The sequence below is a fragment of the Gordonia iterans genome (genome assembly GCF_002993285.1).
GTDB classification, from domain to species: domain Bacteria; phylum Actinomycetota; class Actinomycetes; order Mycobacteriales; family Mycobacteriaceae; genus Gordonia; species Gordonia iterans.
This window is the reverse complement of the sequence record NZ_CP027433.1, coordinates 3,385,260-3,411,433: the sequence shown is the minus strand read 5'-3', so window position 1 is coordinate 3,411,433 and position 26,174 is coordinate 3,385,260. Positions and strand designations below refer to the sequence as shown.

The window sequence follows — 26,174 nt, the reverse complement described above, 5'->3', positions numbered from 1 at the left end:
TCATTCGAAATCATCTGGTCATCGGGGTCGACGGCGACCTGACTGATCTACGAGAGTGGACATAACATCGTCGAGCAGAGAGCAGGAACCGCAGATGCGCACCACGCACACCGTCGTGATCGGATCGGGCTTCGGTGGCCTCGCCGCCGCCAAACAGCTGGCCAAGTCGAAGGTTCCCACGGTCCTGATCTCCGCGACCGACGAGCACCTCTTCCAACCACTGCTGTACCAGGTCGCCACCGGGGTGCTGCCGGCCGAGGAGATCGCGCCGCCGATCGCCGGTGTGCTGGCGTCCAAGGAGACCGTCGACGTCGTCCGCGGCCGGGTGACGGGCCTGGACGCCGACGCCAAGGTGCTGACCTACCGCACGGACGACGGCGAGGAGCAGATCCGGTACGAGTACCTGATCGTCGCCGCCGGCGCCTCGCAGGGCTACTTCGGGCACGACGAGTGGGCCGAGCGCACCTTCGCGCTCAAGACGCTCGACGATGCGACGCGACTGCGCGCTCACCTGCTCGACTGCTTCGCGGCCCCGGTCGACGACTCCGCCGCGCACACCTTCGTGGTGGTGGGCGGCGGCGCCACCGGCGTCGAGATCGCCGGTCAGATCCGCGAACTGCGTACCCGCTACTTCACCGATGCGCCGACGGCGGTGTACCTGGTGGAAGGGGCCGGAGACCTGCTGCCCGTGTACGGCGGGCGGCTCTCGGACTTCGCCCGCACGACACTCGAGGACGCCGGAGTGCAGGTGCTCACCGACAGCTTCGTCACCGGTATCGACGACGGCGCGGTGACCCTGCGTGGCGCCGACGGCGACGAGCGGACCATCGCGACCAAGACCGTCGTCTGGTCGGCCGGGGTGCAGGCCACTCCGCTGGCCGAGGTGGTCGCCGAGGCGACCAAGTGCGACACCGACCGGGCCGGCCGGTTGCTGATCAATCCCGATCTCACCGTCGGGGCGCGCGCCGACGTGTTCGCGATCGGCGACATGACTAGCCTGAACGGCTACCCCGGGCAGAGCCCCGTCGCCATGCAAGAGGGCCGTCACGCGGCCGACATGATCCGTGGCAAGACGGTGACCGGCACTCCGTTCCGCTACCTGGACAAGGGCAGCATGGCCGTGGTGAACCGCAACAACGCCGTCGTCGATGCCCCGTTCGGGGTCAAGCTCACCGGTTTCCTCGGCTGGCTCACCTGGCTCGGCGTGCACCTGTTCTACCTGGTCGGCTTCCGGAACCGGTTCGGCGCGGTGTGGTCGTGGTTCCGCGCCTTCGTGGGCAGCGCCCGACCGGGCTTCGCCGAGGCGGAGCCGGTGACGAAGGGTCGGACCGGCGACGTGACGGCCGTCGGGAGCGCGGCAGACGACCGGGAACTCGTGGGCTCGTCCCGCTGACTTCGGGGAGCGCGGTGCGTTCGCGCGGCCTTCGATCAGCCGTCGACGTGCTCGTTCAGCTGGCGCTGCGCTCGTCCTCGAGGGCTTCGAAGATCTCCTCGATCAGCGCGTCGGAACCGACGAACTGATCCAGTCGCTGGCCGGTGCGCATCAGTTCGCGCCAGTTCGCCGGATCGAACTCGAGCGGCTCGTTCTCAGCGATGAAGTCCAGGACCAGGCGAACGAAGCGCTGTGGGTCGTCGCGGAACGGGAAATGGCCCGCGCCCTCGAAGATCTCGACGTCGGCGTGGGGGATGGTGGCGCTGATCAGGTCGGCGTGGTGCACCGGAATCACCGAGTCCTTGGTGCCCCAGACCACCAGCAACGGCAGGCGCTCGGTGAGGTAGGCGCGATCGAGCATCGTGATGGTCTGGCCGCGCCAGTCGACCACGGCGCGCAGGGTCCGGATGAACGCCGCGTGCGCGTGCGGGTCGGCCAGATCACTGACGATGCGAAGCAGATCCTGGTGGTCGGTGATCAGATTGCGCGGGGTGAGCTTGGGCGGCAGGCCCGGCACCGAGTCGGCGCGTTCGAGGGCTCTGGCCGCGCCGCTCAGCAGCGGCAACATGCCGGGCAGACCGAACGCGCGGGTCAGCAGGGCGACGCCCGGGACCGAGGCCAGGCGAAGGGCCGGGTTGACGTCATGTGTGACGCCCCCGGCGGCGACCAGGACCAGCCGCTGGACGAAACGCGGGAACTGGTAACAGAACTGCATGGCGACTCCGCCGCCGAGTGAGTGGCCGACGACGGTCACCTGGTTGATGCCCAGCACGACGAGCAGGTCGCGCATGCCGTTCGCGAACGCCGCCACCGAGTAGTCGGCGCTCGGCTTCTCCGACAGGCCGTGCCCGAGGAGATCGGGCGCGATCACCGTGTGGTCGCGGGCCAGCTCACCGATCACCTCGTCGTACGTCGACGAGTTGTCGCCGATGCCGTGGATCAGCAGGATCGCCGGTCCCTCGCCGGCGATCCGGAACGCTCGCCGGTAGCCGTGGATCGTCCGGTACTCGACCCGGACCGGTGGCAGATCGTGGCCGGATCCGGTCGTGTCGGCGGTGTCGGACGCGGTCATGGGTGACCTCCTGGCTGCAGATGCTCCGGCGTGGCCGCCGGATGTTCATCCGTCATTCTCCACCCGGCTCCCTGATTGTGCCAACGGAGAGTGTCACTATTTCAGCCGACTGGCACACATCCGCGCCTCAACGAGAGCTATGTCACATTTCGTCGGCGAGGAACGGCGGATGCCGACGCAGTCCAGTGCCCCCGAAGTCTTCGGCGACGGTGGCGGCCAGTTCCACGAACGCCCGGCGCGTGCGGCGATGAAGGAGATCCAGGTCGACGTCGGCGCCCTCGGCAAGATGGTCGTCGAAGCAGATCTCCTGCACGGCCCGGCAGCGGGTGAGGAAGTGCTGCGCCAGCTGGCCGGTGTCGATGGACGACGACCCGGGACGCGCGGAGCTGAGCACGACCACGCACCGGGCGATCAGGTGGCCGAAGCCGTGACCTGCGAGCCAGTCGAGGGTGGCGCCGGCGCTGCGCGCCCCGTCGAGCGCCGGTGAACTCACCAGGATCAGTGCATCGGCCAGGTCGAGCACGCCCCGCATCGCCCCGTGGCTGAGTCCGGTTCCGCAGTCCGTCACGATGATGTTGTAGTACCGCTGGAGGATTCGCATCACACCCCGGTACTCGTCTTCGCTGAACGCCTCGGCGGCGGCCGGATCGCGCTCGGAGGCGAGGATCTCCAGCCGGCTCGGGGCCTGCGACGTGTGTGCACGCACGTCCGAGTAGCGGTGGATCGCCGGATCGGCGAGCAGGTCGCGCACCGTGGAGTCGGTCTGCCGCGGAATCCGCTGCGCGAGCGTGCCCAGGTCGGGATTCGCGTCGACGGCGATCACCCGGTCGCCGCGCAACGAGGCGAAGGTCGATCCCAGGCCCACCGCGGTGGTCGTCTTGCCGACACCGCCTTTCAGCGAGAGCACGGCGATCCGGTAGTCGCCGCGAACCGGCCGCCGGACGCGTTCGAGCAGGTCCAGATACTCCAGTTCGGCTGCGGACTGTCCGGGATTGACGGCTCCGGCGGAGAGCTGGTGCACGGCGCGCCGCCAGCCGCGCGACGGGGCGCGCCGGGCCTTGCGCAACAGCGCCACCTGATCCAGCGGGGGTCCCGGCGGGCTGCCGGCGCTCGCCGGCGGGGCCGGGTACAAGGGCGCGGACGGGTGCGGCGAAGGGGGCTGGATCGGTGGGGGCTGCACCAGCGGACCCGGGGCGCTGACCGGTGGGTGCGGCTCCGGGCGGGCCGTCGGCTGGACGGTCGGCGGTGCTTCGGGCACCCCGACGCGCGAGAGGTCGACGCGGGCGTCGGAGTCGCTGAGCCAGGGCGGCAGTGTCACGGGCGTGTCGGTCATGTCGTTCTCCCCCTGAGGTCGGTCCGGCCTTGCGCCGGGGAGACGAACGCTACGCGGCACCGCGCACGGCGCGCCCGGGGTGCGCGAAATGGAACCGGACCGCGCGGCGGCGCGTCCAAGTACGAAGGGCCCGCCGTCGGGCACGTCGTCCGGCGGACGGGCGACACGCCGGGAAGCGACTGCGAGGGAACCGGACGGTCCGGTGCTGCGTCTAACTCTGCATGAAGCACACAGCAGCACGGGCGCCGGTCGCGCCGTCAGATCTGGAATTCGGTCATGCCGCCTCGCCCTGCGGGGGCCTGGCGGTCACCACGACGGCGGACGGTCTGCCCGTCGGAATGCGGATCGCGCAGTCGCAGCTGTCGGTGAGTCTGGACGTGGTGGCCGCCCGGATCTTGGCGCTGTGCGCGCTGGCGCGCGGCGGGACGGCCCATCAGCGCCGCCTGGAACTCGAAGGGCGGGGGACGCCGCGGGACGTGCTCGATGCACTGGGTCTCCCAGACCGGGCTGCGGTGGTACGGCTGGAGGAAGCGGTCGACCGCTGGTGCCGCGAAGGGGTGCGCGCATGACGTCGGCGATGGACCAGATCACCGCCCGGGCGCAAGCGCGGCTCGCCGCCCTTCAGCACGCGCACCGGGAACTGGCCGGGGTGTCGGCGACGGCGTCCGCCGACGACGGTCGCGTCGTGGTGCGGGTGGACGCGAGCGGCGGCCTGGCCGACCTGACGCTGCGGCCGGGCGCGGCCCGGGGAGATGCGACGCGGCTGGCCGCGGTGATCACCGAGACGGCTGCGACGGCAGCGCGAGACGTCGCGCAGCGGCGCGCGGACCTGACCCGCGAATTTCTCGACGAGTTCGGCGACCCGCCGGACGGCGAGGCAGTCGAACACACCGACAGGGGGAACGATGAGTGAACTGACCGTCGCGGCCGAGGCCGTGCAGACCTTCGCCGCCGCATCGGCGGCGTTGAGTGCGGCGACCGCGGCCGCCGGCGCCGCCGACGCGACCGCGCAGACCGCGGTGATGACCGGGGCGTTCGGACTGATCGGCCAGGAGTTCCTGGCCGCGTTCGCCGTCGCGCAGGCCAACCATCTCTCGTCGGTGGGCGCCTTGGCGGCCGTGCACGCCGCGACCGCGTCCGCGGCTTCCGCCGGGCTCGCAGCGTTCACCGGTGCCGACCTCGACGCAGCCACCGCGGTCGCGACGTCATGAGCGGCGCGGCGACCGCCGAGCTCACGCTCGGCGAACTGCTGGCTCCCACCGGGCTGCCCGCGCTGCTGGAGCAGACACCGACGCAGCTGCTCGCCGGACTGGGCGTGGACCGCCGGTTGCTCGGCCAACCGGGCCCGGGCGGCGTCGACCGCGCGGCGCTGGGGCCGAACGCGGGGGACAGCGCATCCGCCGACCCGTCGCCGCTGCTCGTCCCGCCCGGGCTGCCGGACTTGCCCGCGCTGCCGGCGCTGGATCCGCTCGCCCTGCTCGCGCCCGTCGCCGAACTCCTGAGCACCTTCGGCTCGGGCGTCCTGCCCGGCGGGCCCGGCGACCCCGCCGCGATGCTGACCGGACTCTCCCAGGTGCTCGAGACGGGAGCCGGGGCGGCGGCCTCGGCGGCACAGGCACTGAGCGGACTGTGGTCGGGACAGTCGGGCGCCGCCGCCACCGGGAAGTCGGCACAGTCGGCGGTGAACGCGGGAGCCCTGGCCACACAGGGTGCGGCGATGGCCGCCGACATCCAGGGCGGGCTGGTGATCGTCGGCGCCGGCCTCGCGGCCCTGCAGGGCATCATCGTGAAGACGGCAGGCCTGATTTCCGCCGCTCTGCCGGCCATCATGACCCCACCCGGACAGCTCGCGGCGCTCGGCTTCGCCGCCGAAGGATTGACCGAGGCGATGGCGGTGGTCGCGGCGACGCGAGCTCAATTGGCCGCGCCCACGGCCAAGATGGCCGTCGACGGCGCCCCGGTTCCGGTGACCCCGCCGCCAGTCACGCCCGCACAGCTGTCGGGCCTCCTGCACGCCGCGCTGCCGCTGGTGTCGTCCGGCATGCAACTGGCCGGAACCCTGCTGGCTTCGTCGCCGACCTCACCGGCTGCTCCCACGTCGCCGGGTGCTCCACTGCCCGCGGGCACCGTTCCCGCCACGGTGACACCGACCCCGTCGCCGGCGGCCCCGGGCACCGGTACCGGGTCCCTCGGGGCGAATCAGGCCGGGACGGTTCCGGGAGGCAACGGCGGCGCACCGACCGTCCGACCGGCCGGACTGGGCGCGATGCCGTCGGCACCGGCGGCCGAGCCGGTTCTCGGGCAGCGGCCGGTCAGCGCCGAACCGTCAGCGGGCGTCGCCCCCTCCCCGGCATCGACCGCGCCGGGCTGGGCCAGGTCCGGCGCCGCCCCGGTCGCCGGCCCGCTGGCACCACTGGCTCCGGTGGTGGCCGCACCAGCGGGGCCGCGGACCGGCGAGGCGGTCCGTACGACGTTCGAGGTGGGCGGGGCCGCCGCGACAGTGACTCCGGTGCTCGGCGAGGCGGCGGCACCGCCGGTGACCGTCGACGTCGACTTCCTGCTCGTGCAGCCGGACTCCCCGGCCTGAGAGCGCGAAGTCACCACACACTGACGACCGGATCCCGAGGCGGTCCGGCGCAGAAGAGAAGAAGGCAGAAGAGGAAGTAAGGAGAGTGACATGTCCGGAGGGGGACTGAACCTCGACGTGGCGGCCGGCCAGGCGGCCACGTCGAGCATCAAGGGGATCGTGGGCGACATGCGCGCGGTGATCGGGAAGATCAAGGCGTCGGCGGCCAGCGGCCTGACCGACTGGCAGGGCAACGCGGCCAAGTCGTTCGACGGGACGCACACCGACTGGCACGCGACGGCGGTGCGGCTGGAGCAGGCCCTCAACGTGATCGAGGGAAAGCTCACGTCCGGTTTCCGCGGATACGACGACGCCGACGGCACGGCCGCGACCGTGATCGTCAACTCGGCGGGCGGCCTCGACCTGTAGGCCGCACGCCGCGCGGCGAGACGTCGCTCGGCGTCTGACCACAACCGCAGCGACGACCACAGCCACAACGACGACAAGAACCACAACCACAACCACAACGGGGGAATCATGAGTGGTGGAACCATCCGCTACAACTTCGCGAATCTGGGCACGCTGGCCGGTGACCTGAAGAATCAGTTCGGGCGACTGGAAGAACTGTCCGGCCAGCTCAAGCGGCAGGTGAACATGCTCGCGGCCAACTGGGAATCCGGCGGCGCCGCGGATTACCAGCTGGCGCAAGCCGACTGGGACCGGATCTTCACCGACGCCCGCCTGCGGCTGAACGGCTTGGGCGCCGGGGTGGCCAAGGCGAGCTCGCGCATGCACGAGACCGACGTGCGCGTGGGCAAGTCGTTCGCCACCTGAGCGCGTCCGGCGACCGCCTGTCCGGGCCGTGTCGGGCGTTCCGGTCGTCCGCGTTCTTGTGCGTGCCGGGCGGACCTGCGGTGGCGACGCCGCCGGTCCGCCCGGACGTTCGTGCTCTCGCGCCACTATTCTGGCCAGCACACGACCGCTGCACGAGGAAAGGCTTGACCCATGGCAGGAGGGTTGGCGGCGCTGCTCGACGACGTCGCGGCGCTGGCGAGACTTACGGCGGCATCGATCGACGACATCGGCGCGGCGGCGGGAAGGGCCAGTACCAAGGCGGTGGGCGTCGTCGTCGACGACGCGGCGGTGACCCCGCGGTACGTGCAGGGCATCGAGCCCGCGCGGGAACTGCCGATCATCGCCAAGATCGCGCGCGGGTCGATCCGCAACAAGCTGGTCTTCATCCTTCCGGCGATCATGCTGCTCAGCGAGTTCGCGTCGTGGGCACTGACTCCGTTGCTCATGCTGGGCGGCACCTACCTGGCTTTCGAGGGCGCGGAGAAGATCTGGGAGAAGCTGACCGGCCACGGCGCGCACGCGGAGGCGCCTGCCGCGCAGGTGGGCGGCGACCAGGAGAAGAAGCTGGTCGGCGGCGCCGTCCGCACAGACTTCATCCTGTCCGCGGAGATCATGGTGATCGCCCTGAGCGAGGTCGCCTCCGAAGGGCTCTGGATGCGCCTGGGCGCGCTGATCGTCGTCGCCGTGGTCATCACGGCGCTGGTCTACGGCGTCGTCGCGGTGATCGTGAAGATGGACGACGTCGGGCTGGCGATGGCCCGGCGGAACAGCGCGGTGAGCCGGCGCGTCGGCCGCTCGCTGGTGAGCGCGATGCCGATGCTCATGACGGCGCTCTCGTACGTCGGCGTCGTGGCCATGCTCTGGGTGGGCGGGCACATCCTTCTCGGCGGCGTCCACGACCTCGGCTGGCACTGGCTCTACGACCTCGTCCACCACCTCGAGGTCGCCGCCGCCGATGCGTCGCCGGTCGCCGGCGGCTTCGTCGGCTGGCTGGTCAACACCTTCTTCTCGGCGGTGCTCGGTTTCCTGGTGGGTTCGGTGGTGGTGGCGATCGTGCACCAGGTCAGGCCGCACAAACCCGCGGGCGCCGACCACTCCGACCCCGAGCCGGCGTCCTGACCGCCGCGTCCTTCTTCACCGGGTTTCGTCACCGCGGCACGGCTTCGATGCGCTACGGTCGGTGAACCTTGACGAGAGGGACGGTTGATGACGGATACGGCGGCGGCGAACCCGGAGCGACAGACCTGGACGTCCAATCGCGGCTTCATCCTCGCCGCGATCGGGTCGGCGGTCGGGCTCGGCAACATCTGGCGATTCCCCGGCGTCGCCTACGAGAGCGGCGGCGGGGCCTTCCTGATTCCGTATCTGATCGCACTGTTCACCGCGGGCTTCCCCATCCTGTTCCTCGACTACGCGATCGGACACCGTTATCGTGCGGCCGCAGCACTCGCGCTGCGCCGGCTGTGGCGCAAGGCCGAGGTGATCGGATGGTTCCAGACCGCACTGCTGTTCATCATCTCCGTCTACTACGCCGTGGTGATCGCCTGGGCGATGAGCTACTTCTACTTCTCGTTCGGCACCAAGTGGGGTGACGACACACAGACCTTCTTCCTCAGCGACTATCTGCAGGTCGGTGAGCCGGGGGTGTCGGCGCAGCTGGTGTCGGGCGTCGCCCTGCCGCTGGTGATCGTCTGGGTGCTGATCATCGTCGTGCTGGCGCTCGGCATCGCCAAGGGCATCGAGAAGGTCAACGTGATCGGCATACCGCTGCTGGTCCTCGGCTTCGGCGCGCTGGTGATCCGTGCCGTCACGCTGCCCGGTGCGACCGACGGGCTCAACGAGCTGTTCACACCCCAGTGGAGTGAGCTGACCAACCTCTCGGTCTGGATCGCGGCGTACAGCCAGATCTTCTTCTCGATGTCGATCGCCTTCGGCATCATGATCGCGTACGCCTCGTTCCAGCGGCGCAAAGCCAACATGACCAGCTCGGGCCTGGTCGTCGGGTTCGCGAACTCGTCGTTCGAGTTGCTGGCCGGCATCGGGGTCTTCTCCGCGCTCGGGTTCCTCGCGCACCAGAGCAACATCCGGTTCGCCGAGCTGGAGGGGATCACCGGGCCCACGCTCTCGTTCATCACCTTCCCGAAGATCGTCTCAGAGATGCCGGGCAGCTGGTTCTTCGGAGCGGTGTTCTTCGGTTCGCTGGTGATCGCGGGCTTCACGTCGCTGGTGTCGCTGGTGGTCGGTGTGTCGGTGGGCATGCAGGAGAAGTTCGGGCTCTCCCAGCGCACCGCCGCGGTCGGCGTCGGCATCGTGAGCGCCCTGGTCTCCTTCGGACTGTTCGCCACCACCACCGGCCTGATCGCGCTGGACACCGTCGACCAGTTCGCCAACAACATCGGTGTGGTCGGTTCGGCGATCATCATGTGCGTGACGGTGGTGTGGATCGCGCGGCGGGGGCCGCTGCTCCGCGATCACCTGAACGCGGTGTCGACGTTCAAGCTCGGCAACACCTGGCTGGTCCTGATCGGGGTGTTCGCGCCGCTCGCGCTCCTGGTGATGTTGATCGACAAGGTGATGGGTCTGGTGAAAGACGGCTACGAGGGCTACCCGGACTGGTACGTCAACACCTTCGGCTGGGGCACCATCGTCCTCGCCGTGGTGTTCGCGATCGTGATGACCGTCCTCAGCTGGAACGGCCGCGACGAGTCCTTCCAACCCTGGCCGCCGCTGAAAGGAGACGAGCGATGAGCGCTGCTGCCGTCGTCGTGATGATCATCGCTATGGTGCTGCTGTGGGGCGGTCTGGGGGCCGTGATCATGTTCTTGCGGGCCCGGCCGGAGACCGGGCTGGTGGAACCCAGTGACCTCCTGGCCCAGGACGAGGCCCGCGAACAGCAGCCGCACCCGACGCGCGACACCTGACTCCCGCGGCCCGGCGACACGAAGGCACGCGTACTCGTTGCCGGACTGCCCCGGAGACGGACCCGCGACCGGACCGCGCACACCGGACCGGATCGTCCGAACCGCCGTCGTACGCGCTGCGGCGTCGGCTATTTTTGGCGAGTCGTGAAGTCGGCAGACGCCCGATCCGAACCAGTCTGATCCGAACGAAAGGTGCCGCGCGTGGGCAACCCGTTCTTGCGAGTCAAGTCGGTCGAACAGTCGGTCGCCGACACGGACGAACCCGGGACCCGGCTCCGGAAGGACCTCACCTGGTGGGACCTGACGGTGTTCGGCGTCGCCGTGGTGGTCGGCGCCGGGATCTTCACCCTCACCGCCCGCACGGCGGGCAACGTCGCCGGCCCCTCGGTCTCGCTGGCCTTCGTCCTCGCCGCGATCGCCTGCGGACTCGCGGCCCTCTGCTACGCCGAGTTCGCCTCGACGGTGCCGGTCGCCGGCAGCGCGTACACGTTCTCGTACGCGACCTTCGGCGAGTTCGTCGCCTGGATCATCGGGTGGGACCTGATCCTCGAATTCGCGCTGGCCGCCTCCGTGGTCTCCAAGGGCTGGTCGCACTACCTCAACGAGTTCCTCTGCCTGATCACCGGCGCCGATCCCTCGGAGACGTCGTACACGGTAATCGCCTGGGGCGATCCCGGCGGCGCCTTCGGCGGCTTCGACTGGGGCGCGGTGCTCCTCATCTCGGTGCTCACCCTGCTGCTCGCGCTCGGCACCAAACTGTCGTCGATGGTGTCGCTGGTGATCACCGCGGTCAAGGTGGCGGTGGTGCTGCTGGTGATCGTGGTCGGCGCGTTCTACATCTCGCCCAAGAACTATTCGCCGTACATCCCGCCCGCCGAGGACGCCGCGTCCGACGGCGCCTCGGGCCTGCACCAGACGTTGTTCTCGCTGATGACCGGGGCCGGCGGGTCGACCTACGGCTGGTACGGACTGCTGGCCGCGGCGTCGCTGGTGTTCTTCGCGTTCATCGGGTTCGACATCGTCGCGACGACCGCAGAGGAGGCCCGCGACCCACAGAAAGACCTGCCGCGCGGCATCCTGGGTTCGCTCGCCATCGTCACCGTGCTGTATGTGGCGGTCACCCTGGTCCTCACCGGGATGGTCAGCTACACCGAGCTCCGGGGCGACAACGCGACGCTCGCGACGGCCTTCGGCCTGCACGGAATCGCTTGGGCGCAATGGCTGATCGTGATCGGTGCGCTGTCCGGTCTCACCACGGTGGTGATGGTGATGCTGCTCGGTCAGACTCGCGTCGGCTTCGCGATGTCGCGTGACGGGCTGTTCCCACGCGGCCTGGCCAAGACCGGGAGTCGCGGCACCCCGGTGCGGATCACCGTGCTCGTCGGTTTCGTCTCGGCGTTTCTCGCCGGCTTCCTCCCCATGGGCGAGCTGGAGGAGATGGTCAACATCGGCACTCTGTTCGCCTTCGTGCTGGTGTGCATCGGTGTGATCGTGTTGCGCAAGACCCGGCCCGATCTCACACGCGGATTCCGCGTCCCGCTGGTCCCGCTGGTCCCGGTGCTCGCCGTCGCCGCCTGCCTCTGGCTGATGATCAACCTCAGTGCGCTCACCTGGATCCGCTTCCTCATCTGGATGGCTCTCGGCGTGGTGGTCTACCTTGTGTACGGCATGCGCCACTCGGTGCTCGGCATGCGGGAGCGCGGCGAGACGCCGCCCCTGCTCGACGCCCTCGATCTAGCCGGTCCGCGGGTGCCGCAGGTCCGAGCGGAAGCGGGCGACGACGATCCGCCGCCGTCGTCGAGGTGAGGCGCCCGACGCTCGGTGCGCCCGGCGTTCGCGGCACAGGCTAGCCTTGGTCTGAGCAACCGTCCGGGCGTCGCACGGCGCGCGGATCTGACGTGAACCTTTCGAGAGGGATAGATGACTGCCCTGACCGCAGACGTCCGCAACGGCATCGACTACAAGGTCGCCGACCTGGGACTCGCCGAGTACGGCCGCAAAGAGATCCGCCTCGCCGAGCACGAGATGCCCGGCCTGATGGACCTCCGTCGCGAGTACCACGACGTCCAGCCGCTCAAGGGCGCCAGGATCTCCGGCTCGCTGCACATGACCGTGCAGACCGCGGTGCTGATCGAGACCCTCGTCGCGCTGGGCGCGCAGGTGCGCTGGGCGTCGTGCAACATCTTCTCCACGCAGGACGAGGCCGCCGCGGCCGTCGTCGTCGGCCCGAACGGAACCCCGGAGGAGCCCCAGGGCGTTCCGGTCTTCGCCTGGAAGGGCGAGAGCCTGGAGGAGTACTGGTGGTGTGCCGACCAGATGCTCACCTGGCCCACCGCCGGGAGCGCTGCCGGCGGGGTGAAGGTCGCCGACGGACCCGCCAACATGATCCTCGACGACGGCGGCGACGCCACCATGCTGGTGTTGCGCGGCGCCGAGTTCGAGAAGGCCGGCGTGGTGCCGCCGACCGACGACGACTACTCCGCCGAGTACAAGGTCTTCCTGTCGCTGCTGCGCAAGTCGCTCGCCGAGGACGCCGGCAAGTGGAGCCGAATCGCCGAGTCCGTGCAGGGCGTCACCGAGGAGACCACCACCGGTGTGCTGCGCCTGTACCAGTTCGCCGCCGCCGGCGACCTCGCCTTCCCGGCCATCAACGTCAACGACTCGGTCACCAAGAGCAAGTTCGACAACAAGTACGGCACTCGCCACTCGCTGATCGACGGCATCAACCGCGGCACCGACGTCCTCATCGGCGGCAAGAAGGCCCTCGTCTGCGGTTACGGCGACGTCGGCAAGGGCTGCGCCGAATCGCTCGCCGGCCAGGGCGCCCGCGTCCAGGTGACCGAGATCGATCCGATCAACGCGCTCCAGGCGCTGATGGACGGTTTCGACGTCGTCACGGTCGAGGACGCCATCGGCGACGCCGACATCGTCATCACCTCGACCGGCAACAAGGACATCATCCTCTTCGAGCACATGGAGAAGATGAAGAACCAGGCCATCCTGGGCAACATCGGTCACTTCGACAACGAGATCGACATGGCCGGGCTGGAGTCCGCCGACGGCATGACCCGGATCAACATCAAGCCGCAGGTAGACCAGTGGGTGTTCCCCGACGGTCACAGCATCATCGTGCTCTCGGAGGGCCGTCTGCTGAACCTCGGCAACGCCACCGGTCACCCGTCGTTCGTGATGAGCAACAGCTTCTCCAACCAGGTGATCGCGCAGATCGAACTGTGGACCAAGAACGACGAGTACGACAACGAGGTCTACCGCCTCCCCAAGCACCTCGACGAGAAGGTCGCGCGCATCCACGTCGAAGCGCTCGGCGGCTCGCTCACCAAGCTCACCAAGGAGCAGGCGGAATACATCGGGGTGGACGTCGAAGGGCCGTTCAAGCCTGAGCACTACCGCTACTGATCTGTTCGGCCGCCCCATGCCGGGCGCTCGTTCGCTCAGTAGTCCTCGGCCTGTCTCGAGATGGCGCACAGCCTCCAGATTCTGCGGAGGCTTCGCAAACAAGTGCCCGGCATGGGACTCCCAGTCTGAGTGGCGGTGTGCTCAGCGCGCTTGACCGGGATGCCCGTGGGGTGGCGCTGCTTCGCTCGTTAAGCCGGGCGAGGCGCTAGCTGAGTCCGTGTCGAAACGCCTTGTCTTCGGTCGTTGAGCCGGGCGAGGCGCTAGCCGAGTCCGTGTCGAAACGCGATCAGGGACAGGACCTTCGCGACGGCCTCGTCGCCGTCGGCGACGGTCCAGTCCGAGATCCACGAATTCGCCGCGAGATCCGAGTACGAGCGGTACACCCTCGTCTGCAGGTCCGCGTCGCGCTCGTAGGCGTCCTTGGCCCGCGACGCATCGGCGGCCGCGCGACCTTCTGCACGTCCCATCGCCACCTCGGGCGGAACTCCCAGCAGCAGTTGATGATTCGGCCGGGGGAGGGCGAAGCGGCCGAACTCCAGATCGCGGACCCAGGTGACCACCTCGCCGTCGTGCCGCTGACCCAGGCGCGCGGCACTGTAGGCGGCGTTGGACGCCACGTAGCGGTCGCACAGGACGACGTCGTGCTCGGCGAGGGCGCGCACCAGGGCGTCTCGGACATCGCGCCGGTCCAGGGCGAACAGGAGCGCCATCGCATAGGCGCTTCGGGCGACGTCGCCGTGCTCTCCGTGGAGCGCCTCCGCGGCGAGATCGGCGTGAATCGACCGGCCGTATGCGGGGAACGCCATCGTGGTGAGCGAGACTCCGCGGGCCGCGGCCTCGGCCGCGATGCGCTGGACGATCGTGTTCTTTCCGGCGCCGTCCAGGCCTTCGATCGCCACGAGGATTCCCATGGCGGTGATCGTAGGTGGTCTCGACTTCGCTCGACCAGCGTGGGGTTGTGCTCGGCCGGGGCGGGGTCTCGACTTCGCTCGACCAGCGTGGGGTTGTGCTCGGCCGGGGCGGGGTCTCGACTTCGCTCGACCAGGCGCCGTCGTGCGGGGGCAAGAGGACGGATCACCCGGTGGCCCCGGCGCGTCGTCCGGGAGATCAGGCCCAGAAGGTGCCACGATGGTCGCTATGAAGCCCCGGATCCTGGTCGTCGACGATGATGCCTCGCTCGCCGAGATGCTCACCATCGCGTTGCGCAACGAGGGCTTCGAGCCCTTCGTGGTGGGCGACGGCACCCAGGCGCTCCCCGCCGTGCGCGAAGTGCGGCCCGACCTGGTCCTGCTCGACCTGATGCTGCCCGGCATGAACGGCATCGACGTGTGCCGCGCCATCCGCGGCGAATCCGGCGTGCCGATCGTGATGCTCACCGCCAAGTCCGACACCGTCGACGTGGTCCTCGGCTTGGAGTCGGGCGCCGACGACTACATGGTGAAGCCCTTCAAGCACAAGGAGCTCGTCGCGCGGATCCGCGCGCGACTGCGCCGACAGGGCGACGAGCCCGCGGAACTGCTGTCGATCGGACCGGTGGAGATCGACGTGCCCGCCCACAAGGTGACCCGAGACGGCATTCCGATCTCGCTCACGCCGCTGGAGTTCGACCTGCTGGTGGCGCTCGCGCGCAAGCCGCGCCAGGTGTTCACCCGCGACGTGCTGCTGGAGCAGGTGTGGGGCTACCGGCACCCGGCGGACACCCGCCTGGTGAACGTCCACGTGCAGCGTCTGCGCGCCAAGGTGGAGACCGATCCGGAGAACCCGGAGATCGTGCTCACCGTGCGCGGCGTCGGCTACAAGGCCGGGCCCCCGTAATCCCGACCGGCGACCTCGCGCGCACACGTAGTATCGATACACCGTGATCAATCGACGGAGAGTCAACCGCTCCCTCGCGTCCGTTCAGCGCGCCGCCGCCGGCGTCGGCCACGCGTTCGCCGCAGTCTGGAGCCGTTCCCTGCAACTGCGCGTCGTCGTCTCGACGCTGCTGCTCTCGTTCGTCGTGCTGCTGATCGTCGGGTTCCTGTTGATCAGCCAGATCACCGGACGGCTGCTGGAGGACAAGCAGGCGCTGGCACTGGGACAGCTGGAGCGCTCGCGCGCGCTGGTCGAACGGGTCCTGACGTCGTCGAACTCCAACACGTCGACGGCCACCCGACTCACCCGGGCCCGGGCGCTGCTCATCGATCAGGACACCGACGCCGCACAGACGACGTCGAGTGCCGGCGCCTACGACACCGTGCTGCTGGTACCCGCAACCCGCACCGGCGAGCCGCTCGCTTCGGCGGGCCCGGTCGCCGAGGTGTCCGAGCAGTTGCGCGAGATGGTCGGCCGCGGTCAGGTGGCCTACCAGTATTCGACGGTCCAGCGCGGGGGCGAGCGCGTGCCTGCGCTGGTGGTCGGGACCCCGGTCGAGGCGGGGATCCCCGACCTGGAGCTGTACATGATCTTCCCGATGGGGAGCGAGCAGAACACCGTGTCGCTGGTGCGGTCGACGCTGATGGTGGGCGGCCTGGTGCTGCTCGGTCTGCTCGCGGCGATCGCCTGGCTGGTCGCCCGGCAGGTGGTCGGTCCGCTGCGCTCGGCCTCGCGGATCGCGGTGCGCTTCGCCGACGGCCGCCTCAGCGAGCGGATGCCGGTGCGCGGCGAGGACGAGTTCGCCATGCTCGCGGTCTCCTTCAACGACATGGCCGAGAGTCTCTCCAAGCAGATCACGCACCTGGAAGAGTTCGGCGGCCTGCAGCGGCAGTTCACCTCCGATGTCTCGCACGAACTGCGCACGCCGCTCACGACCGTGCGGATGGCCGCGGACATGCTCTACGAGGGCCGAGACGAGTTCGACCCGCTCCAGCGCCGCAGCGTCGAGCTCCTGGACAAGGAGCTCGATCGCTTCGAGACACTGCTCACCGAACTGCTGGAGATCTCCCGGCACGATGCCGGGCAGGCCGAGCTCGCCGCCGAACGCATGGACATGGCGATCCCGATCGAGGCCGCGCTGGCCACGGTGGAGCCGCTGGCGGCCGAGGCCGGGATCGAGCTGATCGTCGACCTGCCGGTGGAACCGGTGCTCGCCGAGATCGATCCGCGCCGGGTCGAGCGCATTCTGCGGAATCTGCTGGCCAACGCGATCGATCACGGGGAAGGCGAGCCGGTGACCCTGACGATGCGCTCGGACGGCGACGCTGTGGCGGTGACCGTGCGCGACCGGGGCATCGGTCTCAAGCCGGGTGAGGAGAAGCTGGTTTTCAACCGCTTCTGGCGCTCGGATCCGTCTCGGGTACGACGATCCGGCGGCACCGGTCTGGGTCTGGCGATCAGCATCGAGGACGCGCGTCTGCACCAGGGCAGGCTGGAGGCCGCGGGCGAGCCGGGCGTCGGCTCGTGCTTCCGCCTCACCCTGCCGCTGGTGCGCGGCCACAAGCTGCTCGGCAGTCCGCTGCCGCTGAACCCGAACGGGGGATCGTCCCGATGAGCATCCGCCGACCGACGACGCAGCCCGGACCGTTCGCGACCGCCGCGCCCCGTGGACGGCCGCGCAGGCGCGGTGCGGTGCTCGGCGTGCTGATCGCCGCGCTGGTGGCGCTGACCGGTTGTGTGGCGATCCCCGACTCGTCGTCGCCGCAACCGGTCGAGGAGTTCAGCCGGACGGTGCCGACCAACCTGGTGCCGTCGCCGGGGCGCGGTGACGATCCGGAGACGCTGGTCCGCAACTTCGTGAAGGCGATGGCAGATCCCGCTGACGCGCATCGCGCCGCCCGGCGCTTCCTGACTCCGGGCGGTTCGGAGCGCTGGGACGACCAGGGTCCCAAGACGGTGCTGAACGACCTGAATGTGGTGATCGATGAGCGCAACGAGAGCGCGGTGCGGCTGCGAATGGTGGGTGAGAAGATCGGCGTCCTCAGCCCGATCGGCCAGCTGACCCCGAGCGAGGGCGAGATGGTGATCCCGTTGCTGTTGACCCGGTCGGGCGGTACGTGGCGGATCGAGGGCGACGTGCCTGCGGGCACCATCACCGACACCGCCCAATTCGACTCGACGTTCCGGCTCGCCGAGCTCTACTACCCGGACCGGACGGCGACACGGCTGGCCGGCGATCCGCGGTGGCTGTTCGGTGCCGCGATCGACCCCACCGAACTGGTGCGGCGGCTGCTGGCCGGGCCGTCGCCCGACCTCAACGGCGCGGTGGAGACCGCGGCGGGACGCGACGTGGAACTGCGGGGTCCGGTGGTGCACGACGGCGACACGATCACGGTGAATCTCAACGGCCTCGGCGACGCCGACACCCGCAGCCGGACGGTGCTGGCCGCCCAGGTGATCTGGACGCTCGACCGAGCCGGGGTGCGCGGCACCTACCTCCTCAACGCCGACGGCGGGGCGCTGATCCCCGAGCGCGCCGACGGCTGGCGCACCGCCGACGTCATGGCCTTCGACCCGGAGCCGGACACGGGCGATGTTCCGCTGCACGTGGTGCGCGACGCGCTGCTCCGGGTCACGGCGACCGGGACCGCCCCGGTGGGCGGGCCGTTGGGCACCGCAAACGACCTGGTGGCGGCGGCGATCTCGGCGAACCAGGCGCGAGTCGCGGCGGTGGCCGCGCGCGCCGGCCGCCAGGTGCTGCTGCAGGGGCTCTACGGCGGCGGCGTGAGCGAGGTGACCTCCGGCGAGGAGATCACTTCGCCGAGCTTCGGTGCGACGACCGACACCGGCTTCGCACTGGTCGACGGCCGCCCGATCCAGTGGACGGCTGCGGCGGAGGGACCGGGCGCCCGGGTGGTGCCCCTCGACGTCAGCCAGGTCGCCGAGGTGGACGACGGCCCGATCACGTCGTTCAAGGTGTCTCCGGACGGGGTGCGGGCCGCCCTGGTGGTCGGCGGCCGCGTGCTGCTGGCGGCACTGGCCACCAACGACCGCGGCGTTCCGGCACTGACCGGTGCGTACGTCGCGGCGTACGGGATCGACGCTCCGGTGGTGTCGATCGCGTGGGGCGGCGTGACGACGATCTATCTGGCGCGCGCCGGCATCGATGCTCCGGTGATGCGCATACCGGTGTCCGGACAGCCGGCGGTGGAACTGGTGTCGGGCAACCTGAAGCCGCCGGTGCGCTCGGTCGCCGCGACCCGGTCCAAGGTGTACGCGGCCGACAGCCGGACCGTGATGGAGCTCGGCACCGCCCCGGGTTCGCCCGATCAGTACTGGACCGAGGCCGGGGACGTGGGCGACGGCGCGGTGCCGGTGACCCAGGCGGGCTGACGGCGGACCGTCCTCGACACGGCGCCTGGGCGGGTGCACCATGAACGCATGGTCGGGGGACTGCGGGAGGTGCTGGCGGCGGCTCTGGAGCTGGCGCTGCCGCTCGAGTGCGGCGGCTGCGGTAGGCCGGGCGACGGTTGGTGCGCGAGGTGTGCGGCGGCGGTGCACGACGACCCCGTCGTCCTCTCGCCGCGGGTCGCCCTGCCGGTGCCGGCGTGGGGGATGGGCCGCTATCGCGGCCCGCTGCGCGGCGCCGTGGTGGGCGTGAAGGAGCATCGGCGCACAGATCTGGTCCCGGTGCTGGGCGGCGTGCTGGCGCGCGGTCTGGTGACGCTGGCCCGGTGGGAGGCGTATCCGCCGGCGCGGCGGCTGGTGCTGGTGCCCGCACCGACCCGGGCGTGGGCGGCCCGTCGGCGGGGCGGAGATCCGGTCACCGCGATCGCCCGGGCGGCCGCAGCCGCCCTGGGGCCGCGGGTCACGGTGGTCCCGGCGCTGCGGACCGCGGGGTGGACGCGGGACTCCGCGGGGCTGACGGCCGGGGCGCGGCTGGCGAATCTGAGCGGTGCGGTGAGCGTGCCGGGCGACGTGCCTCCCTGGGTGTTGCGCGCACCGGCGGGCGCTGTGACGACGCTGTTGATCGACGACGTCCTGACCACCGGTGCGACGGCGGCGACGGCGGTGCGGGCCCTGCGGTCCCGGGGCGTCGGCGTGGCCGGCGTCGCGGTGCTTGCGACCGCGTAGTCGGTGGTCCCGGCCGGGACGGACCAAGGTCCCGCCTGTCCTGCCGAAATGTGGTCAAGCCGCGGCGAAGAGGATAACGTCGGAAGGGACAGTGATGAACATCAGGTGCAGGAGGTGAGGGTCCTTCGCCCGGCGCTGAGGTTCGTCGAGCCCGGTGAGGATCACCCGTCTGTGCTGCGGGATTCGCTGGCGAATGAGCCGCGCAAATCCCTTGTGCGGCAAGCGAATAACCTTCGGCGTGGGTGCTCGTCCCAGCCGGAGCGATCGGAGGAGGTAGTCGATGACGGTCATCCATCGCAAAGGACAGCGGGAGCCGAAGGGTCCCGCCCCCACCGCAGCCGAGATCAGCGGGGCCTTCGAGCGGCCCGCACATGTCCAAGAGGTCTCCGAACCCGCGCAGCCGAACGCGGAGGTCGTCTACAACGGGCGCAACGTGGTGATCCCCGATCACTTCCGCCTCTATGTCGGCGACAAGCTCGCCCGGCTGGAGCGTTTCGATCCGTCCATCACCCGTTTCGAGGTGGTCCTCTACCACGAACCGAACCGCCGGCTGCAGAAGCAGGCGCAGGTGGTGGAGGTGACCGCGCGGTGCGACGGACCAGTCGTCCGCGCCCAGGCCAGCGGTGAGAACTTCTACGCCGCCACGGAACTGGTCGCCGACAAGCTGCAGAAGCAGCTGCGCCGGGCCAATGCGCGCAAGCGGATCCGCAAGAACGGGCCGGGCCGTCCGGTGTCGCTCGCCGAGGCCACCGCGCCCGGCGCGCTCGTCGACGATCCGTCGCCGGAGACCCTCGACGAGGCCGAGGCCAGATGGGACGACGGCGTGGAGCCGTACGAGCCCGGGCAGGTGGTTCGCATCAAGGACCACGATGCGGTGCCGATGACCGTCGACGATGCGCTCTACGAGATGGAGCTCGTCGGCCACGACTTCTTCTTGTTCCAGGACAAGGAGACCGACAAGCCGTCCGTCGTCTACCGGCGGCACGCCTTCGACTACGGCCTCATCCGCCTGGCCTGACGGCGGAGTCTGAGCCTACGAGTACGATGGAATCCGGTCTGCACCCACAGTGCAGGCCGGATTCTTTCTGCTCACGACCGATGGGGACTGTAGGACCGTGCTGAACAAGCTGCTGCGCCTGGGTGAAGGCCGGATGGTCAAGAGGCTCGACGCCATCGCTGCCCAGGTCGGGGCCCTCGAAGGCGACATCGAGGCCCTGACCGACGACGAACTCCGCGCCAAGACGCAGGAGTTCAAGGATCGGCTCGACGACGGCGAGACGGTGGACCACCTGCTGGTGGAGGCCTTCGCGGTGGCCCGTGAGGCGGCCTGGCGGGTGCTCGATCAGAAGCACTTCCACGTTCAGATCATGGGCGGCGCGGCGCTGCACTTCGGCAACATCGCCGAGATGAAGACCGGTGAGGGCAAGACCCTGACGTGTGTGCTGCCGGCCTATCTGAACGCGCTCGAGGGCAACGGCGTGCACGTGGTCACGGTCAACGACTACCTCGCCAAGCGCGACGCCGAGCAGATGGGCCGCGTGCACCGCTTCCTGGGGCTGCAGACCGCCGTGATCCTCACCGGCATGACTCCCGACCAGCGGCGCGTGGCCTACCAGGCCGACATCACCTACGGCACCAACAACGAGTTCGGCTTCGACTACCTGCGCGACAACATGGCGCACAGTCTCGAAGAGCTGGTGCAGCGCGGTCATCACTTCGCCGTGGTCGACGAGGTCGACTCGATTCTGATCGACGAGGCGCGGACGCCGCTGATCATCTCCGGTCCCGCCGACTCGTCGAGCAAGTGGTACACCGAGTTCGCCCGGATCGCGCCGAAGCTGGAGAAGGACACCCACTACGAGGTGGACATCAAGAAGAAGACGATCGGCGTGCACGAGGCCGGCGTCACCTTGGTCGAGGACCGCTTGGGCATCGACAACCTGTACGAGCCGGCTAACTCGCAGCTGGTCAGCTACCTGAACAACGCGATCAAGGTCAAGGAGCTCTTCCACCGGGACAAGGACTACATCGTCCGCAACGGCGAGGTTCTGATCGTCGACGAGTTCACCGGCCGCGTCCTGGACGGACGTCGCTTCAACGAGGGTCTGCACCAGGCGATCGAGGCGAAGGAGGGCGTCGAGATCAAGGCCGAGAACCAGACGCTCGCCCAGATCACCCTGCAGAACTACTTCCGCCTCTACGAGAAGCTGTCGGGCATGACCGGTACGGCCGAGACTGAGGCCGCCGAGTTCCAGCAGATCTACAAGCTGGGCGTCGTGCCGATCCCGACCAACAAGCCGATGATCCGCAAAGATCAGTCGGATCTGATCTACAAGACCGAAGAGGCCAAGTTCGCCGCAGTGGTCGACGACCTGGCCGAGCGCCACGAGAAGGGTCAGCCCGCCCTGATCGGCACCACCAGCGTCGAACGCTCGGAGTACCTGTCGAGGCTGCTCAAAGAGCGCGGGATCAAGCATTCGGTCCTGAATGCGAAGTACCACGAGCAGGAGGCGCAGATCATCGCCGAGGCGGGACGCCTCGGGGCCATCACGGTCGCCACCAACATGGCCGGCCGCGGTACCGACGTGGTGCTCGGCGGCAACGCCGAGGTGATCGCCGACGTCCGGCTGCGCAAAGCCGGCCTCGACCCGGTCAACACCCCCGACGAGTACGAGGCCGCGTGGGAGGATGCCATCAAGGTGGCCCGCGAGCAGGCCGCCGACGAGGCCAAGGACGTGATCGAGGCCGGCGGCCTGTACGTGCTGGGCACCGAGCGGCACGAGTCGCGCCGCATCGACAACCAGTTGCGCGGCCGCTCGGGCCGCCAGGGCGATCCCGGCGAGTCCCGCTTCTACCTGTCTCTGGGCGACGAGCTGATGCGACGTTTCAACGCCGCCGCGCTGGACGCCATCATGACGCGGTTCAACCTGCCCGACGACGTGCCCATCGAGGCCAAGATGGTCACTCGCGCCATTCGCAGCGCACAGACGCAGGTCGAGGAGCAGAACTTCGAGATCCGCAAGAACGTCCTCAAGTACGACGAGGTGATGAACGAGCAGCGCAAGGTGATCTACGCCGAGCGCCGCGAGATCCTGGAGGGCGAGAACCACCGCGAGCAGATCCTGCAGATGGTGGCCGACGTGGTCGGCGCCTACGTCGACGGCGCCACCGTGGAGGGGTACGCCGAGGACTGGGACGTCGACGAGCTGTGGACCGCGCTGGGCAACCTGTATCCGATCTCCCTCGACGCGAAGACCGTGTTCAGCGAGAACGAGTTCGGCGAGCGCGAGGATCTGGGCCGCGACGAGTTGCGCGAGCTGGTGGTCGCCGACGCGCTGGAGGCGTACGAGCGGCGTGAGGAGGAGCTGGCGGCGATCGGCGGCGAGGACGCCATGCGCCAGCTGGAGCGCTCGGTGCTGCTGTCGGTGCTCGACCGCAAGTGGCGCGACCACCTCTACGAGATGGACTACCTGCGCGAAGGCATTCACCTGCGTTCGATGGCGCAGCGCGACCCGGTCGTGGAGTACCAGCGTGAGGGCTACGACATGTTCATGGGCATGCTCGAGGGCATGAAGGAGGAGACGGTCACCCTGCTCTTCCACGCGCAGGTGCAGGCCGCCGCGCCGGAGCCGTCGCTGGGCACCTCGGTGAGCGACATGCTGGCCGGCAGCGGTCTGACCGCCGACCCGGAGGATGCCGACGCTCCGCTGACCTACAGCGGCCCGTCCGAGGACGGCACGCCGGAGATCCTGTCGCAGGTCGAGGAACTGGCCTCCGGAACCCCGGCCGAGGTGCTCGACGGTCGCCGCTCGGCCCCCGAGCCGGTCGTCGGTTCGCGCAAGGAGCGCCGTGCCGCAGAGCGCCGGAACCGCCGCCGCAAGTAGCAGGCACGACGGCGCTGAACCGAGCCGGGGACGGCCCGGCGCGCTCCACGTGTGACGGATTCCGCGCGGATCCGGCGTGTCGTGGAACCGAAACGGGTTCCGCTGCGTCGGACTGTGCATGAGGGGGACACTGCTCGAACTCCAGCCCGAGGCGCCGCCGGACACCGGGGCGTTGCCCACGGTCGGGGCGCCGCCGGACATCGCGTCGCCGCCCGGTGTGCAGACCGCCACGGCCGCCCGGGCGTGCGCGGTCGTCGCGCTGGCCCGCACGCTCGAGGTGCTCGACGGACGGCGGCCGCGCGGCCTGCTGGCCGGAGACGTCGACGAGACGGTGCTGACGCAGATCGGTGCGATGCTGCAGCGCGGCGTCGCCGCCGAGGCCGCCGAATGCGCGCGACTGCTGCGAGTGCACGTGCAACTCCGGTCGGCGTCGTCGGCCGAGTTCTTCGGCTCCTTCGAGCGCGGGCCGCGGGTGCGGGCGTGCGCGGGGAGGCTGGAACGCCGGACCCGGCGAGGCGCCGAGCGCTGGGTGATCGCCGAGTTCGCGATCCTGTGATCCGGGCGCCGGCCGCGCGCCTGGGGCACCATCCGTGGCCGCCGCGGTGCCCGGTGGTGCGGAGTCCGGCCCGATCTGCGCGTCCGCGCGCCGCCGGAACTATCATCGACTCACCATGGTGAATCGATTGTCGCCGGACGACGCGATGTACTACTTCCTGGACGGGTCGGGCAGGACGACTCATCTGGGCACCCTGCTGATTCTGGATCCGGCCCAGGCCCCGACGGGCCAGCCGCGTCTGGACTATTCGCGGCTGACGGCGACGGTGGAGAATCGGCTGCAGCGGTTGCCCCGCTATCGCCAGGTGGTCACCGAGGTCACGCTCGGGCTGGCCCGTCCGCTGTGGGTGGACGACCCCGATTTCGACATCACTTTTCACATCCGGCTCTCGGCGCTGCCGCAACCGGGCGGTGACGATCAGCTGCAGGAACTGGTCGCCCGGGTGATCTCGCGGCCCCTGGACCGCGACCGGCCGCTGTGGGAGATGTATCTGATCGAGGGCCTGTCGGGCGGTCGGCTGGCGATCCTCACCAAGACGCACCGGTGTCTGCTCGGCGGGGATCGGTGCGAGATCAGCGAGGTGATCACCGACGAGACCCCGGAGTCACCGCGACTGCCGGACGCGCTCTGGATGCCGGGAGCCCGCCCGGGTCGCCGGAGCGTGACCATCGGGGCGCTCACCGAGGCGATGGCGCGGCCCGGCGAACTGGTCGATTCGATCTTCCGGGGGAGCGGTCCGATCGCGGATCTGCTGACCCTGGCGGACCGGTCGGCGCGCTTCGTGGGCAGCACCGTGCAACAGCTGGTGAACACCGCGCCAGACAGCCCGCTGAACTCCGGCGCCACCTCGGCGCGGCTGTTCACCTTCGCGTCGGTCTCGCGTGCGGAGTGCCTGACGATCGCCGAGCGCTTCGAGTGCAGCTTCAACGACGTCGTGCTGGGCATCATCACCGGGGTCATGCGCCGCTGGACCCTCTCGGTGAAGGATTCGATCGGGCACGGCGAGACGGTGCGCGCGGTGCTGCCGCTCGGCGCCCGCGAACCGGTGGCCGACAGCGGCGGCGAGGGTGGCTGGATCTGCGTGGGGCGCGCCGAGTTCGTCACCGATCTGCCGGTCGGCGAGGACGCGCCGGCGGTGCGCCTGATGCAGGTGGCCGGACTGGCCGACCGCTATTCCCAGTCGCCGCGCCGGTTGACCCCGGGATTGCGCCCGATGCTCCCGGAACTGGGCGTGGTCCCGCTGGCCGATCTCTCGACCCGCGTGTTCAACAGCCTCTTCCAGCGTTCGTACAACGTACCGATCAGCATGGGTGGGCGGCGCATCGCCGAGCGCTACGTGGTCGGTGTCCCGGTGGTGTCCCTGTACACGGTGCCGTCGCTCAGCGGGCAGCGCGCGCTGGCGATCAGCGTCAACGAATACCGCGACGACGTCGAGTTCGCCTTCCTGGCCGACCGGAACGTGGTCGGTGATCTCCCGGCGATGGCCGGGTATGTGCGCGATTCGATCGAGGAGCTGCGCACCGGCGGCTTCCCGCAGCGGCCGGCGACGGGCCGGCCGCACGACGACGGAGGTGCCGATTCATGAGGGTGTATCTGCCCGCGACCCTCGCCGGGGTCCAGCGACTGGTCGACGACGGCAGGTGGATGCCGCTGGGCGGTACCGGTTTCGCGCTGACTCCGGGCTTGCGGGAGGCCTACACGGCCGGCGACGACGAAGAGCTCTCGGAGGTGGCGTTGCGCGAGGCGGCGCGGGCGTCGCTGCGGCTGCTGGCCGCGGACGGCCTGGAGAGCACGCCCAGCGCCGTCGTCGACGGCGGGCAGGCCCTGCCGGTGCGTCGGGTGGTGGTGGTCGCCGAGGTGCCCGAAGCGACACCGCGACCGGACCTGGACGACGCGGTGGTGAAGGTTTCCGGACCGGTCGCGATGGATCAGGTGGTCGCCGTGCACGTCGACGGTGCCGAGGCCGAACCCGCAGTGCGAACGGCCGCCGCCTGCGTCGATGCGGCCGACCTCGGCGACGAGGATGCCGAGCTCGCGCTGGGCGACGCCGAGGATCACGATTTAGGGTGGTACGCGACGCAGGAACTGCCCTTCCTGCTGGAACTGCTCTGAGCGACGGCGCCCGCGGCGGCGTCGCGCGTTTTGTTCCC

Annotated in this window: 25 protein-coding genes; 21 read left to right on the top strand and 4 right to left on the bottom strand. The window is 69.8% G+C overall.

Annotated elements, in window-relative coordinates:
* The first annotated feature begins 94 nt into the window (after nt 1-94).
* Nucleotides 95-1,393 carry an NAD(P)/FAD-dependent oxidoreductase gene (locus tag C6V83_RS15725; protein WP_105943185.1) on the top strand — a complete coding sequence of 433 codons (1,299 nt, stop codon included), beginning with the start codon at nt 95-97 and terminating at the stop codon, nt 1,391-1,393.
* 55 nt (nt 1,394-1,448) lie between these two features.
* On the opposite strand, the gene C6V83_RS15720 is transcribed toward C6V83_RS15725, so the two are convergent.
* Both C6V83_RS15720 and C6V83_RS15715 read right to left on the bottom strand, forming a co-directional pair.
* On the bottom strand, nt 1,449-2,504 hold the full coding sequence (locus C6V83_RS15720) for an alpha/beta fold hydrolase (RefSeq protein ID WP_105943184.1): 1,056 nt from the start codon (nt 2,502-2,504) through the stop codon (nt 1,449-1,451).
* Nucleotides 2,505-2,646: 142 nt separating this feature from the next.
* Nucleotides 2,647-3,837 (bottom strand): MinD/ParA family ATP-binding protein, encoded by a 1,191-nt coding sequence (locus C6V83_RS15715; protein ID WP_105943183.1) that lies wholly within the window; start codon nt 3,835-3,837, stop codon nt 2,647-2,649.
* Nucleotides 3,838-4,058: 221 nt separating this feature from the next.
* Here C6V83_RS15715 and C6V83_RS18405 point away from each other — a divergent pair, with 221 nt between their 5' ends.
* The 11 genes from C6V83_RS18405 (at nt 4,059) to ahcY (ending at nt 13,596) form a co-directional block, all read left to right on the top strand.
* Nucleotides 4,059-4,406: a hypothetical protein gene (locus C6V83_RS18405; protein ID WP_159067536.1), complete on the top strand. Its 348-nt coding sequence runs from the start codon at nt 4,059-4,061 to the stop codon at nt 4,404-4,406.
* Complete coding sequence (locus C6V83_RS18400; protein ID WP_159067535.1) at nt 4,403-4,750, top strand: YbaB/EbfC family nucleoid-associated protein; 348 nt, start codon at nt 4,403-4,405, stop codon at nt 4,748-4,750. Before C6V83_RS18405 ends, C6V83_RS18400 begins: the two co-directional genes overlap by 4 nt.
* Nucleotides 4,743-5,048 carry a hypothetical protein gene (locus C6V83_RS15705; protein ID WP_105943181.1) on the top strand — a complete coding sequence of 102 codons (306 nt, stop codon included), beginning with the start codon at nt 4,743-4,745 and terminating at the stop codon, nt 5,046-5,048. The genes C6V83_RS18400 and C6V83_RS15705 overlap by 8 nt, the downstream gene beginning before the upstream one ends.
* Entirely contained in the window at nt 5,045-6,424 is a 1,380-nt protein-coding gene (locus C6V83_RS15700) for a hypothetical protein (protein ID WP_105943180.1), read from the top strand. The genes C6V83_RS15705 and C6V83_RS15700 overlap by 4 nt, the downstream gene beginning before the upstream one ends.
* A 90-nt stretch (nt 6,425-6,514) precedes the next feature.
* Entirely contained in the window at nt 6,515-6,832 is a 318-nt protein-coding gene (locus C6V83_RS15695; RefSeq protein ID WP_105943179.1) for a WXG100 family type VII secretion target, read from the top strand.
* A 108-nt stretch (nt 6,833-6,940) separates the two neighbouring features.
* On the top strand, nt 6,941-7,237 hold the full coding sequence (locus C6V83_RS15690; RefSeq protein WP_105943178.1) for a WXG100 family type VII secretion target: 297 nt from the start codon (nt 6,941-6,943) through the stop codon (nt 7,235-7,237).
* Between the two features lie 171 nt (nt 7,238-7,408).
* Nucleotides 7,409-8,377 (top strand): DUF808 domain-containing protein, encoded by a 969-nt coding sequence (locus C6V83_RS15685; protein WP_105943177.1) that lies wholly within the window; start codon nt 7,409-7,411, stop codon nt 8,375-8,377.
* 87 nt (nt 8,378-8,464) lie between these two features.
* Nucleotides 8,465-10,006 carry a sodium-dependent transporter gene (locus C6V83_RS15680; protein ID WP_105943176.1) on the top strand — a complete coding sequence of 514 codons (1,542 nt, stop codon included), beginning with the start codon at nt 8,465-8,467 and terminating at the stop codon, nt 10,004-10,006.
* Nucleotides 10,003-10,179 (top strand): methionine/alanine import family NSS transporter small subunit, encoded by a 177-nt coding sequence (locus C6V83_RS15675; RefSeq protein ID WP_105943175.1) that lies wholly within the window; start codon nt 10,003-10,005, stop codon nt 10,177-10,179. Before C6V83_RS15680 ends, C6V83_RS15675 begins: the two co-directional genes overlap by 4 nt.
* A gap of 201 nt (nt 10,180-10,380) precedes the next feature.
* Nucleotides 10,381-11,985 carry an amino acid permease gene (locus C6V83_RS15670; RefSeq protein WP_105943174.1) on the top strand — a complete coding sequence of 535 codons (1,605 nt, stop codon included), beginning with the start codon at nt 10,381-10,383 and terminating at the stop codon, nt 11,983-11,985.
* Between the two features lie 114 nt (nt 11,986-12,099).
* On the top strand, nt 12,100-13,596 hold the full coding sequence (ahcY, locus tag C6V83_RS15665; RefSeq protein ID WP_105943173.1) for an adenosylhomocysteinase: 1,497 nt from the start codon (nt 12,100-12,102) through the stop codon (nt 13,594-13,596).
* Nucleotides 13,597-13,856: 260 nt separating this feature from the next.
* Here the strand turns inward: ahcY and C6V83_RS15660 are convergent, their stop codons facing one another.
* The gene (locus C6V83_RS15660) at nt 13,857-14,507 is read right to left on the bottom strand and encodes a dTMP kinase (RefSeq protein WP_105943172.1); all 651 of its coding nucleotides are present in this window, start codon (nt 14,505-14,507) and stop codon (nt 13,857-13,859) included.
* Nucleotides 14,508-14,724: 217 nt separating this feature from the next.
* Here C6V83_RS15660 and mtrA point away from each other — a divergent pair, with 217 nt between their 5' ends.
* The 4 genes from mtrA to C6V83_RS15640 are packed head-to-tail and all read left to right on the top strand — an operon-like array spanning nt 14,725 to nt 19,584.
* Complete coding sequence (gene mtrA / locus C6V83_RS15655; RefSeq protein WP_105943171.1) at nt 14,725-15,411, top strand: MtrAB system response regulator MtrA; 687 nt, start codon at nt 14,725-14,727, stop codon at nt 15,409-15,411.
* Nucleotides 15,412-15,454: 43 nt separating this feature from the next.
* Entirely contained in the window at nt 15,455-17,065 is a 1,611-nt protein-coding gene (mtrB, locus tag C6V83_RS15650; protein WP_105943170.1) for an MtrAB system histidine kinase MtrB, read from the top strand.
* Entirely contained in the window at nt 17,062-18,843 is a 1,782-nt protein-coding gene (locus tag C6V83_RS15645) for an LpqB family beta-propeller domain-containing protein (protein ID WP_105943169.1), read from the top strand. The genes mtrB and C6V83_RS15645 overlap by 4 nt, the downstream gene beginning before the upstream one ends.
* Nucleotides 18,844-18,891: 48 nt before the next feature.
* Nucleotides 18,892-19,584: a ComF family protein gene (locus tag C6V83_RS15640; RefSeq protein ID WP_105943168.1), complete on the top strand. Its 693-nt coding sequence runs from the start codon at nt 18,892-18,894 to the stop codon at nt 19,582-19,584.
* Nucleotides 19,585-19,638: 54 nt separating this feature from the next.
* Here the strand turns inward: C6V83_RS15640 and C6V83_RS15635 are convergent, their stop codons facing one another.
* A complete protein-coding gene (locus tag C6V83_RS15635) occupies nt 19,639-19,875 on the bottom strand; it encodes a hypothetical protein (RefSeq protein WP_105943167.1) in 237 nt (78 codons plus the stop codon).
* Between C6V83_RS15635 and hpf the strand changes: the two genes are divergently transcribed.
* The 5 genes from hpf (at nt 19,865) to C6V83_RS15610 (ending at nt 26,136) form a co-directional block, all read left to right on the top strand.
* On the top strand, nt 19,865-20,602 hold the full coding sequence (gene hpf / locus C6V83_RS15630) for a ribosome hibernation-promoting factor, HPF/YfiA family (protein WP_105943166.1): 738 nt from the start codon (nt 19,865-19,867) through the stop codon (nt 20,600-20,602). The two genes, C6V83_RS15635 and hpf, sit on opposite strands and share 11 nt — an antisense overlap.
* Nucleotides 20,603-20,699: 97 nt before the next feature.
* The gene (secA, locus tag C6V83_RS15625) at nt 20,700-23,468 is read left to right on the top strand and encodes a preprotein translocase subunit SecA (protein ID WP_105943165.1); all 2,769 of its coding nucleotides are present in this window, start codon (nt 20,700-20,702) and stop codon (nt 23,466-23,468) included.
* A gap of 118 nt (nt 23,469-23,586) precedes the next feature.
* Entirely contained in the window at nt 23,587-24,024 is a 438-nt protein-coding gene (locus C6V83_RS15620) for an Rv3235 family protein (protein ID WP_234353767.1), read from the top strand.
* Nucleotides 24,025-24,139: 115 nt separating this feature from the next.
* Nucleotides 24,140-25,609 carry a wax ester/triacylglycerol synthase domain-containing protein gene (locus tag C6V83_RS15615; protein WP_105943164.1) on the top strand — a complete coding sequence of 490 codons (1,470 nt, stop codon included), beginning with the start codon at nt 24,140-24,142 and terminating at the stop codon, nt 25,607-25,609.
* Nucleotides 25,606-26,136, top strand: a complete 531-nt coding sequence (locus C6V83_RS15610; protein WP_105943163.1) for a DUF6912 family protein — start codon at nt 25,606-25,608, stop codon at nt 26,134-26,136. Before C6V83_RS15615 ends, C6V83_RS15610 begins: the two co-directional genes overlap by 4 nt.
* The last annotated feature ends 38 nt before the right edge of the window (nt 26,137-26,174 follow it).